The 12,966-nt window shown below is 72.2% G+C and carries 10 protein-coding genes and 1 pseudogene; 4 read left to right on the top strand and 7 right to left on the bottom strand.

Translation table 11 applies throughout. The features are described 5' to 3' along the window. Positions 1–112 precede the first annotated feature (112 nt). The 3 genes from ES689_RS02160 to manA form a co-directional block, all read right to left on the bottom strand. Positions 113–463: a WhiB family transcriptional regulator gene (locus ES689_RS02160; protein ID WP_146899590.1), complete on the bottom strand. Its 351-nt coding sequence runs from the start codon at positions 461–463 to the stop codon at positions 113–115. 200 nt (positions 464–663) lie between these two features. Further along, positions 664–1,623: a UDP-glucose 4-epimerase GalE gene (galE, locus tag ES689_RS02155; RefSeq protein ID WP_146899587.1), complete on the bottom strand. Its 960-nt coding sequence runs from the start codon at positions 1,621–1,623 to the stop codon at positions 664–666. A gap of 66 nt (positions 1,624–1,689) precedes the next feature. Beyond that, positions 1,690–2,856 carry a mannose-6-phosphate isomerase, class I gene (gene manA / locus ES689_RS02150; RefSeq protein ID WP_146899584.1) on the bottom strand — a complete coding sequence of 389 codons (1,167 nt, stop codon included), beginning with the start codon at positions 2,854–2,856 and terminating at the stop codon, positions 1,690–1,692. A 236-nt stretch (positions 2,857–3,092) separates the two neighbouring features. On the opposite strand from manA, the gene ES689_RS02145 reads away from it, so the two are divergent. From ES689_RS02145 to ES689_RS02135, 3 genes are read left to right on the top strand one after another with little or no spacing between them, the layout of a single operon-like run. Next, the gene (locus ES689_RS02145; RefSeq protein ID WP_146899581.1) at positions 3,093–4,289 is read left to right on the top strand and encodes an acyl-CoA dehydrogenase family protein; all 1,197 of its coding nucleotides are present in this window, start codon (positions 3,093–3,095) and stop codon (positions 4,287–4,289) included. A 43-nt stretch (positions 4,290–4,332) separates the two neighbouring features. Then, a complete protein-coding gene (locus tag ES689_RS02140) occupies positions 4,333–5,700 on the top strand; it encodes an O-antigen ligase (RefSeq protein ID WP_146899578.1) in 1,368 nt (455 codons plus the stop codon). Between the two features lie 10 nt (positions 5,701–5,710). Beyond that, complete coding sequence (locus ES689_RS02135; RefSeq protein ID WP_146899575.1) at positions 5,711–7,531, top strand: hypothetical protein; 1,821 nt, start codon at positions 5,711–5,713, stop codon at positions 7,529–7,531. Between the two features lie 81 nt (positions 7,532–7,612). Here ES689_RS02135 and ES689_RS02130 read toward each other — a convergent pair whose 3' ends face one another. Continuing rightward, positions 7,613–8,392, bottom strand: a complete 780-nt coding sequence (locus tag ES689_RS02130) for a polyprenol monophosphomannose synthase (protein WP_146899571.1) — start codon at positions 8,390–8,392, stop codon at positions 7,613–7,615. Between the two features lie 62 nt (positions 8,393–8,454). Here ES689_RS02130 and ES689_RS02125 point away from each other — a divergent pair, with 62 nt between their 5' ends. Continuing rightward, positions 8,455–9,768 (top strand): exopolysaccharide production protein, encoded by a 1,314-nt coding sequence (locus tag ES689_RS02125; protein ID WP_146899568.1) that lies wholly within the window; start codon positions 8,455–8,457, stop codon positions 9,766–9,768. Here the strand turns inward: ES689_RS02125 and ES689_RS02120 are convergent. From ES689_RS02120 to ES689_RS02110, 3 genes and pseudogenes are all read right to left on the bottom strand, one after another. Beyond that, entirely contained in the window at positions 9,730–11,085 is a 1,356-nt protein-coding gene (locus tag ES689_RS02120) for a hypothetical protein (RefSeq protein ID WP_146899564.1), read from the bottom strand. The genes ES689_RS02125 and ES689_RS02120 overlap by 39 nt on opposite strands. Before the next feature lie 16 nt (positions 11,086–11,101). Beyond that, a pseudogene (locus tag ES689_RS02115) lies at positions 11,102–11,797 on the bottom strand (ABC transporter ATP-binding protein); the annotation flags it as partial. Positions 11,798–11,839: 42 nt separating this feature from the next. After that, positions 11,840–12,793 carry an ABC transporter permease gene (locus ES689_RS02110; RefSeq protein ID WP_223269335.1) on the bottom strand — a complete coding sequence of 318 codons (954 nt, stop codon included), beginning with the start codon at positions 12,791–12,793 and terminating at the stop codon, positions 11,840–11,842. Between the last annotated feature and the right edge of the window lie 173 nt (positions 12,794–12,966).

Genomic DNA, 12,966 nt, shown 5'->3' with positions numbered 1-12,966 from the left:
ACCTGTGAGGGGCCGATGACGGGCGATCGACGGGCCTCCGGGCGCCCGACCGACGACGACGGCGCCCGGCCCCGGGAGGGGACGGGCGCCGTGCAGACGTCTGAGCAGCGGGTCAGGCCCGCTTGCGGAGCTTGCGGCGCTCGCGCTCGGAGAGACCGCCCCAGATGCCGAAGCGCTCGTCGTTCTGGAGCGCGTACTCGAGGCACTGGGCCCGGACGTCGCAGGAGGCGCAGATCTTCTTCGCGTCACGGGTCGAGCCGCCCTTCTCAGGGAAGAACGCCTCGGGGTCGGTCTGGGCGCAGAGCGAGTCGACCTGCCAGGAGAGCTGGGCCTCGTCGTCGTCGCCGGACCGGCGGACGCCGGGGACGCCCAGCAGCACCGGGTCGACGTGCCAGTCGTCGGGCACACCCGCTCGGACCGGTGCGACGAGGTCTCGGTCGTCACGGCTCTCGTCGATCGCCATGGCACATCTCCCCTCGTGTCGCTCGCTCCCTGGACGGCTGCGATGTGCCAATTACACCGGTGTAGTTCGGCCACGTCAAGTCGGACCCCATAAACCCTGCACCCCTCATCGAGGGTCAAGCGGGCTCCGGCGTGTCGGACCACGGAGCGGCGAGCGTCGGCACGAGCGCCGACACCCCTGCCCAGGAGGCGGTCGTCGGCTCAGCGGCGCGGTGCCGCGTCCCAGGCGCTGGTCACCATCTCGAGCAGCGTGTGGCGCATCTCCCAGTCGAGGTCGCGGGCCGCGAGCGCGCCGTCGGCCACGATGCGGTCGGGGTCGCCGGGACGGCGCGGACCGATCTCCGGGGTGAAGTCGATGCCGGTGCCCTCTCGCATCGCGGCCATGATCTCGGCGACCGAGACACCGCCTCCGGAGCCGAGGTTGTAGGCGGCCTCGACGGGCTCGCCCGCGTCGAGGCGGCGCGCGGCGGCGACGTGCGAGACCGCGAGGTCGGCCACGTGCACGTAGTCGCGCACGCAGGTGCCGTCGGGCGTGTCGTAGTCGTCGCCGTTGATCCGCGGCGCCCGCCCCGCCGCGAGCGCGTCGAAGACGAGGGGGAAGAGGTTGTGCGGGCTGGCGTCCCAGAGCTCGGGCGAGCCCGAGCCGACGACGTTGAAGTAGCGGAGGCTCGTGTGCCGGAGGCCGACGGCCGTCGCCTGGTCGCGGAGCAGCCACTCGCCGATCAGCTTGCTCTCGCCGTAGGGCGAGGCCGGGGCCTTCGGGGTGTCCTCGGTGACGACGTCCGTCGGCGGGGTGCCGTAGACGGCCGCGCTCGACGAGAAGACGACCCGGTCGACCCCGGCGTCCGCCATGGCGCCGAGCAGCACCTGCGTGCCGGTCACGTTCTGCTCGTAGGTGTGCAGCGGACGCTGCACCGAGACCCCGGCGTACTTGTAGCCGGCCACGTGCACGACCCCGGTGACCCCGTGCTGCTCGATCGCCGCGGCGACCGCGTCGCGGTCGAGGATGCTCGCGCGGACGAACGGCACCCCGTCGGGCACGAACGCCTCGAGGCCGGACGAGAGGTCGTCGAGGACGACGGCGTCCATGCCCGCCCCCGTGAGCTCGCGAACGACGTGGGACCCGATGTACCCGGCACCGCCGGTGACCAACCATGACATGGCGTCAGCCTAGCGAGGCGAGGAGGCGCCTCCCGGTGCTGCGGCCCGGCGAGGCCGAGGCGCGCCTCAGGCGGGCGTCGCCACCCAGAGCTGCCCGCCGCCGCTGACCGCGAGACGGACCTCGTCGGGGGTCACGAACGCCGACTCGCCCCGCGCCAGGTGGATGGTGCCGTCCTGTCCCTTGACGTCGACCTCGCCGTCGGTGACGAGGAGGATGCTGGGCCCGCCGATCTCGACGACCGCGCCCGCGCCTCCTGCGTGCACGCGCAGCAGGGCGAACCCGGTGCCCTCGGGGGCGAACCGCTCGACGCCGCGGGCCACCTCGACGGGTCGGAGCCACGGGACGGGCAGCGGGGAGAACTCGAGCACCCGCAGCAGCTCCGGCACGTCGACGTGCTTGGGGGTCAGGCCGCCGCGCAGCACGTTGTCGGAGGGCGCCATCAGCTCGATGCCGAGCCCGCCGAGGTACGCGTGGACGTTGCCGGCCGGGAGGAACAGGGCCTCGCCGGTCCGGAGCGAGACCCGGTTGAGCAGCAGCGACACGACGACGCCGGGGTCGCCCGGGTAGAGGCGGTCGAGCTCGACGACGGTCGCGGTGCTCGGGGTCGGGTCGACGACCCCCCTCGCCAGCTCGGCCACCGCCCCGACGACCCGTCGCGACTCGTCCGAGCCGTCGAAGAGCCAGGCCAGCGTCGACTCGAGCGACGCCGCGACGCTGCCGCGGAGGGCCGCGAGACGCCCGGTCCCCGCGTCGATCGCGTCGATGTCCGCGAGCGTCTCGGCCGGGGCGCGGAAGCCGCACAGCGCGTCGAACCGCTCGCTGAGGGCGACGATGATCTCGGGCTTCGGGAACCGGTCCTTGTAGTTGCGGTGCGGCGCGCCCAGGGGGACGCCCGCCGCCTCCTCGCGGGCGAAGCCCTCCTCGGCCTGCTCGGGCGTCGGGTGCGCCTGGATCGAGAGGGGCTGGTCGGCGGCGAGCACCTTGAGGAGGAACGGCAGCTCGGTGCGGCCCCGGCCGAGCGCCCGGGCCGGCTCGGCCGCGAACCAGTCGGCCAGGGTGTCGGCGCCGTCGACGACGGCGGGGTTCACGACGATGCTCGGCGACCCCGCGTGCGCCCCCAGCCACAGCTCCGCCTCCGGCCCGCCGGAGGGCCTGCGGCCCAGCAGCTCGGAGATCGCGGTGCGCGAGCCCCACGCGTAGTCGCGCGGCGTGTTGGTGATGGCGAGGAACATGGTTCTCCGAGCGTGTCGTGGGTCGTGCCCGTCGGGCGGCGTGCGCTGCGACCTGTCGGCCGGGCTTGGGCCCCCTCTACAAAGGGCCGAGCGCCCGGGCGGGGAGGTCTTGGCCAAAACTACCAAGCTCGTTGCCGCTCCCGACCTGCCTGCCTAGGCTCGCCGCGTCTCACCAGGGACGACGGCGCGCGGGCGCCGGTCGTCGCCACCACGACACGGAGCAACGGAGCCACCTGATGTCCACACCGACCCTCACCTCGTTCACCTCGCTCGCGAGCGACTTCTACGGGTACGAAGACCTGCTCACCGACCGCGAGAAGTCGGTGCTGGCCGACCTGCGGCACTACCTCGAGACCGAGGTGAAGCCGATCGTCAACGACCACTGGGCACGCGCGGAGTTCCCGACGCGCATCGTCAAGGGGCTCGCCGACCTGGGCATCTTCGCCCTCCCCTGGGAGGAGACGCGCCCGTTCGAGAACTCGGCCGTGTTCCGCGGCTGGGTCGCCCTCGAGCTGGCCAGGGTCGACGCGTCGGTCGCCACCTTCGTCGGCGTCCAGAACGGGCTGGCGATGGGATCGATCAGTGTCGGGGGCTCCCCCGAGCAGCGAGCCGAGTGGCTGCCGAGGATGGCGAGCGGCGAGCTCGTGGGCGCCTTCGGCCTCACCGAGCCGCTCTCGGGCTCCGACTCGGCGCAGGGCCTCCGCACCGTCGCGACCCGTGACGGCGACGACTGGGTGCTGAACGGGTCGAAGCGCTGGATCGGCAACGCGACCTTCAGCGACCTCACGATCATCTGGGCCAAGAGCGCCGAGGACGGCCAGGTCAAGGGCTTCATCGTCCCCACATCGACCCCCGGCTACACGGCGACCAAGATCGAGGACAAGCAGAGCCTCCGCATCGTCCAGAACGCCGACATCGTGCTCGACGGGGTCCGGGTGCCGGAGAGCCTCCGCCTGCAGCAGGCGAACTCCTTCCGCGACACCGCCTCCGTGCTGCGGCTCACCCGGGCCGAGGTCGCCTGGGCCGCGGTCGGCAACTCGATCGGCGCCTACGAGGCGGCCCTGGCCTACGCCGGGGAGCGCATCCAGTTCGGCAAGCCCATCGCCGCCCACCAGCTGATCCAGGACCTGCTGGTCAAGTGCATCGGCAACATCACCGCGTCGCTCGGGATGGTGGTGAGGGTCTCACAGATGCTCGACGACGGGAAGCAGCGCGACGAGCACGCGTCGCTCGCCAAGGCCTACACCACGGCCCGGATGCGCGAGACGGTGGCGCACGCCCGCGAGGTGCTGGGCGGCAACGGGATCGTGCTCGACTACGACGTCGCACGCCACTTCGCCGACGCCGAGGCCCTCTACAGCTACGAGGGCACGCGCGAGATGAACACGCTCATCGTCGGGCGCAGCATCACCGGCCAGGCGGCCTTCGTCTGACCACCGGCCCGGCGGGGGCGCGCCGTCGTCTAGCCTGGTCCGCATGACGACGACGCTCCCCGCTCGCCGTGCCGCGCCGGCGCCTCCCGAGCGTGCCCGCACGCTCTTCGCCACGATCGTCTTCCTCGTCCTGCTCGGCGGCGACGTGCTGCGGAACGCGACGAGCTTCTGGGGCTGGGGCGTGGTCTGCGGCGTCATGGTGGTCGCCGCCGCGGTCGTCGTCGTGCGGCACCCGCCACGGGTGCGGAGCCTGCCGCGCCTCCTCGTGCTCTGGCTGGCCTTCGCCGTCGTCTCACTGGCCTGGTCGCAGTACCCGGCCGCCTCGGCGATCGGCATCGTCGCCACGCTCGCGACGACCCTCGGAGCCGTCGCCGTCACGTCGGCGCTGCCCTGGCCGTCGATCGTCGTCGCGCTGGGTCGTGCCCTCCGGCTGCACGTCGGGCTCTCGTTGCTCTTCGAGCTCGTCGTCGGCGTCTTCGTCCGCCAGCCCGTCTGCACCGTCTACACCGACTGCTCGGGCGACGTTCCCGACGCGTTCTTCTGGTCACGCGCCGAGCTCTTCACCGGGGGCCGCATCCAGGGACTGCAGGGCAACAGCAACATCCTCGCCGTGCTCGCGCTCCTCGCCCTGGTCGTGACGGCGGTGCAGCTCTCGGCCGCACAGGTGACGAAAAACGCCGGTAGGGTCGGCATCGCGGCCGCCGTCGTCGTCCTCCTGCTCACCCGGTCGGCCACCACGCTGGTCTGCGCCGTGGCCGTCGCCCTGGTGCTCCTGCTCGTGACCAGGCTGCGGGCCACGCCCGTCGAGGGGCGCGGTCGGGTCTACGGCGTCGCCGCCGCGCTGGCCCTGCTCGCGGCAGGGCTGCTGGTGCTCGCACGGGAGCCGCTGCTCGCCCTGGCGGGGCGGAGCGGCGACCTCACCGGCCGTACCGACATCTGGGCCGCGGTCCTCGACCTCGGCGTGCAGCACCCCGTCGTCGGCTGGGGCTGGGTCAGCTACTGGATCCCCATCTCCGAGCCGTTCATCGACCTCGCCGAGCGGAACGGCGTCGTCTACCTGCAGGCGCACGACGCGTACCTCGACGTCTGGTTCCAGCTGGGCTGGGTCGGCCTCGTCCTGTTCCTGCTCGTCGTGGCGGGAGTGCTGCTGCGGGCGTGGTCGTGGGCGACCGACCGCCGCGTCCTCGGCGTGAGGCGCGAGGCCGCGTGGTCCGCGCTCGACCTGCTGCCCGTGCTGCTGCTCGCCCTCTTGCTCGTGCACGGCCTGACCGAGTCGCGGCTCATCGTCGAGTGGGGCTGGGCGATCTTCGTGATCGTCGTCGTGGTGACCCGTCGCGACGCCTACGGCTGGACGGACCGCGACCGACCTGCGCCGCGTGTGGCGGCCGGCGAGGGAGCCGACGCTCGATAAGGTCGAGCCGATGTCCTCCGCCGCACCGTCGCCCGTCCGCAGACGCCTCATCGACCTCGCCGGGGCGGTGGCGGCGGCGATCATCAGCGTCGCCGTCGCCGTCGTCGCCTTCAGGATCAGCCCGGCCGACCTCTCCCAGCGCTGGCAGGCCGGCGGGGACGACGCGATCCTGCATTACACCCTCTTCACCTCGGCGACCCAGTCCTTCTCGTTCGCCGACAACCCGGCCCTGGGGTTCCCCGACGGCCTGAACGTCTTCTTCAGCAGCCAGGTCGACGTCGCGTCGGCCCTGGTCATGGCCGCCATGGCCACGGTGCTCGACGGCGGCCTGCTGATGCTGAACCTGTACTACCTGCTCACGTTCGCGGCGACCGCCGTGACCGGGTACGCGTTCCTCCGGGCGGTGCGCGTCCGGCCGGCGGTCGGGGTCCTGTTCGCCGTGCTGTTCAGCGTCGCGCCGTACCACTTCTTCCGCGTGGCCGCCGGTCACGCGTTCCTGGCCGCCTACTGGGCGATCCCCCTGGCCGGCATCCTCGTCCTCGTCGCGGCCGGCCCGTCGACCGATCCGTTCCGACGGTGGGGGGCGAGGTACGCGTCGCCGCTGGCCCGACGGCTGGCACACGGCGCCCCCGTGGTGATGCTCAGCCTCCTCATCGCCACGACCGGGGCCTACTACTTCGTCTTCGCCGCCATCGTCGTCGCGGGGACCTGGGCGGCTCGCGTCGTGGCCGTGCTCGTCCGCCGCGAGGGCGTCAGGCAGCTCGCGTGGCCCACGCTCGCCTTCGGGTCGCTCGCCGCGTCCGTCGGCACGGCCCTCGTCGTCCTGGGCCTCGGCTTCGGCGAGCGCTACGCGCCCTACGTGAACGACCGGCTCGTCGGCGAGTCGGAGTACTACGCGGGCAAGCTCGTCACCCTCCTCACGCCGTGGGCCGGCTCGGACCTCACGTTCTTCGACGAGTTCGCCGCCGAGTACGCCAAGGGCAACGCCATCTCGACGACGGAGCCGCCCGGTGCGCCCCTCCTCGCGTCGATCGGCATCGTCCTGCTCTTCGCCGTCGTCTTCGTCACCACCGCCACGTCGGGGCGGGGCCTGCAGGCGACCGCGGTGGGGCGCTTCGTCACGCGCCCGCAGATCCGGGTGCTGGCCTTCGCCACCGCGTGGACCTTCGCGTTCTACATCGTCTCCGGGCTCGGCGTCTTCGTGGCGCTCGTCATCGGCCCGCAGATCCGTGCCTGGAGCCGCCTGAGCATCTTCCTCATCCTCTTCGGCCTCGCCGCCGTGGCGCTCCTCGTCGACGCGGTGCCGAGGAAGGCCGGCCTGAAGCTGGCCGCGGTCCTCGCTGTCGTCGCGGTCGCCGTGCCCGACCAGGTGACGGGCGTCGACCACGCGTACCCGATCCGCCCGACCGACGGGACGCAGACCTCCGTCTTCGTCGAGGCAGCCGAGGAGGCGCTGCCGGACGGCTGCGGAGTGGTGCAGCTCCCGCTGAAGAGCTTCCCCGACAGCGGCAAGATCGGCCAGCTCAACGACTACGACGAGGCCCTGCCGTACCTCTACTCGACACCCGGCCAGCTCGAGTGGAGCTACGGGTCCGTCCGCGGGACCACGGGCTGGGACGTCTGGGCCGACGTACGGACCGCCCGGTCGTTCGCGGAGACCGTCGAGGAGACGTCCGCCTGCGCCGTGCTGGTCGACACGGCAGGCTACAGCGACGCCCCCCAGGGCTGGCGCCCCTTCGTCGAGGCCGCCGCGGGCGACGTCGACCCGGAGGTCGCGTCCGCCGACGGTCGCTACCTCCTGTTCGAGGTCAGCGACCCGAAGGCCGGCTAGCGGTCAGCGACCCGAAGGCCGCCGGCCAGCGGTCAGCGGCCGGCGGCGTCCCACGGCCGACGGCTGGCGAGCGAGTGACGGCTAGCGGCGCCGGGCGCCGCGGAGGGCCGCGAGTCGGCGCGCGACGCCCCACTGCGTCACGCGCACCATGGCCTCGACGACGATCGCCTGGCTCATCTTGGACTCGCCCCTCTCGCGCTCGCGGAACTCGATCGGCACCTCGACGACGCGGCGCCCCTGGTCGAGCACGCGCAGGGTCATGTCGACCTGGAAGCAGTAGCCCTTGGAGTCGATGCCGGACAGGTCCATGGCCCGGACCGTCTCGGCCCGGTAGGCGCGGAAGCCGGCGGTGACGTCCTTCAGCGACAGGCCGAGGACGATGCGGGCGTAGGTGTTCCCCCCACGGCTCAGGATCTGTCGGCTGACCGGCCAGTTGACCACGCTGCCGCCCGGGACCCATCGGGAGCCGATGGCGAGGGCCGGCGCGTCCGGCGCCTGCGCGGCGACGCGGGCGAGCATGGCCGGGAGCCGCTCGGGCGGGTGGGAGCCGTCCGCGTCCATCTCGACGAGGAACTCGTACCCGCGCTGCAGGCCCCAGCCGAAGCCGAAGACGTACGCGGCGCCGAGGCCCAGCTTGCCCGTCCGGTGCTCGACGTGCACGCGGTCGTCGGCCGCGGCCATGCGCTCCACGAGATCGCCGGTGCCGTCGGGGCTGGCGTCATCGACGACGAGCACGTGCGCGTCGGGCACGGCGGCCAGGAGGCGTCCGATGATGAGCTCGATGTTGTCGACCTCGTCGTAGGTGGGGATGATGACGAGGGCTCCGCGGCCGGAGTGGACAGGGTCGTTCGTGGGCAGCACGGCACGACTCTAGCCCAGGCGACGCGGCGGGTCGGCGAGGCACGGGCTGCCATGATGGTGCGATGGGATCCCCCGGAGGCGCGCACGAGCCCGTGCGCCGCTACGTCTCCGCGTGGATCGGGTTCTCCGCGGGCGGGCACTTCAGCCAAGCGCTCGCCGTCGCCGTGGTCGTGTACGCGTTCTCCGCGCACGCCGTCCGTGCGCTGATCGGCTGGCCGGGCTCCCTCGCCGTGCTGGTGTCGCTCGTCGCGTTGGCCGCGTGCTCGCTCTTCGGACAGCGCCGCCACATCGAGTGGCACGGCATCCTGCCCGTGTCGCTGATCGCCCTGTTCGGCTGGTGGGCGGTCTCGGTGTTCTGGAGCGACTACACGTGGGCCACGATCGGCGGCGTCGCGTACGCCGTCGCCTTCGGCGCACTCGGCCTGTACCTGGCACTCGGGCGCGACCTCGTGCAGGTCGTCCGCGCCTCCGGTGACGCCCTGCGCATCCTCCTGGTGACGTCGCTGGCCCTCGAGGTCCTCAGCGGGCTCCTGATCGACCAGCCCATCCGGTTCCTCGGCATCGCGGGCGACCTCGCCCTCGGCGGGCCCATCCAGGGCATCGCGGGCACGAGGAACTACCTCGGGTTCCTCGCCGCGTTCGGGCTGGTCACCTTCGCCGTCGAGTACCTGACCCGCTCGGTGGCGAAGGGCCTGGGGCTCGCGTCGTGCACGCTCGCCGCGCTGTGCGTCCTCTTCTCGCGGTCCCCCGTGACGGCGGCCGCGGTCCTCGCGCTCGTGGTGGCGGGGCTGGCCCTGCGCTCGCTGCGGAAGGCTCCCCCGACCCGACGTCCTCTCATCCAGGGCGCGCTGGCCGGGATCGTCTCCCTGGGCGGCGTGGTCGCCTGGCTGAGCCGGGAGCAGATATTCCCCGCCGTCGACGCCACGGGCGACGTCGACGTCCGCATCGCGCTCTGGGCGCGCCTCCGGCAGCTGATCGAGGTCAACTCCCTGCAGGGCTGGGGCTTCGTCGGCCAGTGGCCCACCGAGGTGTTCCCCTTCTCGACCCTCCTGACGCCCGCGGGCCGCCCCTCCGCGACCGGGCTCGGAGCCCTCTTCGACACGTGGTTCCAGGTCGGGCTCGTGGGCGTGCTCCTGCTCGCCGCAGCCGGCGGCCTCGCCTTCGTGAGGGCGTGGACCACGGCGTCGTCGCACCCGATCGTGGCCTACGTCTGGCCCGCCCTCGTCCTCGTGCTGATCGCCGTCGTGTCGATCGCCGAGAGCTACGCGCTCTTCGAGGGCACCCTCATGCTCGTGGTGGCGACGTCGGCCATCGCGGCGCGCAAGCGCTCGTGGCGCTCACGGCTCGAGGCGCGCCCCACGGCCCAGTTCCGCTGACGCCGACGAGTCTCCTGACGCCGACGCCGACGCGGACTCGGATGCCGAGGCCGAGGCCGACGCCGACGCACGACGGATCGACCACGCGGCCAGCGCCGTCGCGGCCGCCGCCGTCGCCGCCGTCCCGGCCACCATGGACGCCGCGACGGCCGTCCCCAGGTCAGCGGGCGAGAGCAGGTACACCGCGAGCAGCACGGCGAGGCCGACGGGCCACACGAGCGTGGCCGACCGCTCGCGGTGGAGGGCCAGCAGGGCCTGCGTCACGACCATGGTCACGATCTGCAGCACGCAGGACACGGCGAGCAGCACGAGGTCCGTCGTGGCGATCTCGTAGCCCTCGCCGAACCACGAGACCACCACGGCGCCCGTGAGCCAGACCAGCACCACCCAGACGACGCCGAGCCCCAGGACGGCGACGTTCCACCCGGCCAGGGACCGGACGAGGGCCGCGAACCGGGCACGCTGCACGTCGACCGTGAACCGCGTCAGCATGAGCGACTGGACCGCGTTGAAGAGGAACAGGGGCACGCGGGCGACCGCGAGCGCGGCCACGAGGCTCGCCGTGTAGGCCGTGGCCTCGCCGCTGACGGCCACCTGGGCGAGGATCACGCCCACGTTGACGAAGAGCTGCAGCAGGAGGGAGCCCGTGGTCAGCGCGGCGTAGGCCGCCAGGTCGGACGACCGGGGCGTCGGCGGCACGTGCGGAGCCTCGGGCACCGTCTCTCCCCGTCGCACGCCGACGAGGGCGACGGCGGCTGCCGCGATCGGCGCCGCGACCAGGACGGAGCCCAGGAGCCGCGGATCGGTCGCGCCGCCCGCGGCGAGGGCGACGACGCCCAGCACCTTCAGCACTCCCTCGAGCGACATCTCGAGCCCGTAGCGTCCGAACCGGCCCGTGCCGGCCAGCCAGCCGCGCGCGGCGAACAGGGCCGTCGAGGCGACGAGACCGACGCCGAAGAGGTAGACGAACTCCGTCTGCCCGGAGAAGAGGAGGCGCCCGACGGGCTCGGCGAAGACGAGCAGCAGCACGAGCGCGACCGCCAGCACGACGCCGGCGAGCCCCAGCGTCCGCAGCACGATCGGCCGGGTCGACGCCCCTCCGTCGCGTGCCCGGGCGATGCCCCGCGAGAGCATCTGCTCGACCGGCTGGAACAGCCCCACCGCGATGCCGGCCATCATCGTCCAGAGCACCGAGACGGGCGCGCTCGCGACGCCGCCCACGATGTTCCCCACCAGGGCCAGGTAGAGGTAGTTGCACCCGCCCAGCAGGACGGTGCCGGTGCCCAGCGCGACCAGCGGGCTGCGGCGCTCCGTCACGCTACGAGAAGTTCCGCCGCAGGGCGGCCACGCCCTCGACGGGGTCGCCGTCGAAGATCACGGCGCCGTGGGACAGGACGACCGCCCGGTCGCACAGGGACTCGACCGTCCCGAGGTCGTGCGTGACGATGACGATCGTCCGCCCCTCCCGCTGGAACTGCGCGATCTTGTCCAGGCACTTCCGCTGGAACGGCTCGTCGCCCACGGCCAGCACCTCGTCGACCAGCAGCACGTCGGGGTCGACGTGGATGGCGATGGCGAAGGCGAGCCGGACGTACATGCCCGACGAGTAGAACTTCACCTGCGTGTCGATGAACTCGCCGATCTCGCTGAAGTCGACGATCGAGTCGAAGAAGCCGGCGATCTGCTGCTGCGTGAGCCCGAGGATCGAGCCGTTCAGGAACACGTTCTCGCGGCCCGTGAGATCGGGGTGGAACCCCGCCCCGAGCTCGAGGAGCGCCGCGAGCTGACCTCGACGTCGCACCTCGCCGGTGGTGGGCTGGAGGATGCCGCCGATCACCTTCAGCAGGGTGCTCTTGCCCGAGCCGTTGGCCCCGATGAGCCCGACGGTCGTGCCTGCCTCGATCTCGAGCGAGACGTCGCGGAGCGCCCAGAAGTCGTCCTTGTGCTTGTTCGACCTGGCGAGGTTGACGATGCGCTCCTTGAGCGATTTCTCCTTGCGGATGACGAAGCGCTTCGAGACGCCGGTCATCGTGACGACCGAGACGGGCGAGGTGGGTGCAGTGCTCACGGTTCAGATCTCCTGGGCGAAGTTGCCCTGCAGGCGGGCGAAGACCCGCTGGGCGAGGAGCAGCAGGACGAGCCCCACGACGCCGATGACGAGGAGGCGCAAGTCGAGGTCGGCAGGGAACGGCTGCGGCGGGATGACGGTGCCGTCGTCCAGCACGGAGGTCTCGCTGCCCGCGCGCCAGATCCCCTTCTGGAACGCGAGGATGATGTCCGTCATGGGGTTCAGCTGGTAGAGCGTGACGATCCACTCCTGTCCGCGGGCGGCCGCCCGGTCGACGACCATCCCGAACGAGTAGACGATGGGCGACGCCCAGAACAGGATCAGCAGCGCCACCTCGACGAGGTACTGCACGTCGCGGAGGTACACGTTGACCGCCGAGAGGAACAGCGCGAAGGCGAGGCCGTAGATGACGGTGAGCACCACGGCCACCGGGACGTAGAGCAGGTTCCACGAGAGCGGGAACTGTCCGAGCACCAGCACGGCCGCGAGCAACACGGCGAACTGCACGACGAAGTTGAAGAGGGCCGACCCCAGCGAGGCCAGCGGGAAGAGCTCCCTCGGGACGTAGACCTTCTTGATCAGCCCGGCGTTCGCGAGGATGGACGTCGTGCCGCCGGCGATGATCTCGTTGTAGAGCCCCCACAGGGTGAGTCCTGCGAAGACGTAGATGGCGAACTGCGGAACCGACCGCGCGGCGCCGAGCACCTGTCCCACGGCGAAGTAGTAGATCGCGAGCATGGTGAGCGGCCGGATGAAGCTCCACACGAACCCGAGCGCGCTGTCCTTGTAGCGGGCCTTCAGCTCGCGGCGGATCAGCAGGTCGAGCAGGGCCCGGTGCCCCCAGATGTCGCGCACCGCGGGCACGACGCCCGAGATGAGCCCGCCGCTCGCGGCGCCCGCCTTCTCGAAGGGAAGGGTCGCGATGCGCTGGATGCGCGCCTCGGATTCAGTACTCACGGATCTCCATGCCTCGCGCCTCACGCGGCGACAGTCCCCGTCGCCGGGGCGACGACGTCGCCCGGCAGGCGACGAATCATCATCACACATCGTCCCGACGGCCTGCGCGAGGCTGCCCGCCCCCACCGGGGCCCGCCAGTACACTGGCTCACTGATCGAGCCAGAGAGCAGCG

The sequence above is a fragment of the Frigoribacterium sp. ACAM 257 genome (assembly GCF_007954365.1).
Classification (GTDB): domain Bacteria; phylum Actinomycetota; class Actinomycetes; order Actinomycetales; family Microbacteriaceae; genus Frigoribacterium.
Note: the sequence above shows the minus strand (reverse complement) of the source record. Positions and strands in the feature narration are given on the sequence as shown.

What these genes read in the sequence shown, in the direction of transcription:
- ES689_RS02160 (WP_146899590.1), bottom strand. Translation starts at nt 463, where the DNA reads ATGGCGATCGACGAGAGCCGTGACGACCGAGACCTCGTCGCACCGGTC.
- galE (WP_146899587.1), bottom strand. Translation starts at nt 1,623, where the DNA reads ATGTCATGGTTGGTCACCGGCGGTGCCGGGTACATCGGGTCCCACGTC.
- manA (WP_146899584.1), bottom strand. Translation starts at nt 2,856, where the DNA reads ATGTTCCTCGCCATCACCAACACGCCGCGCGACTACGCGTGGGGCTCG.
- ES689_RS02145 (WP_146899581.1), top strand. Translation starts at nt 3,093, where the DNA reads ATGTCCACACCGACCCTCACCTCGTTCACCTCGCTCGCGAGCGACTTC.
- ES689_RS02140 (WP_146899578.1), top strand. Translation starts at nt 4,333, where the DNA reads ATGACGACGACGCTCCCCGCTCGCCGTGCCGCGCCGGCGCCTCCCGAG.
- ES689_RS02135 (WP_146899575.1), top strand. Translation starts at nt 5,711, where the DNA reads ATGTCCTCCGCCGCACCGTCGCCCGTCCGCAGACGCCTCATCGACCTC.
- ES689_RS02125 (WP_146899568.1), top strand. Translation starts at nt 8,455, where the DNA reads ATGGGATCCCCCGGAGGCGCGCACGAGCCCGTGCGCCGCTACGTCTCC.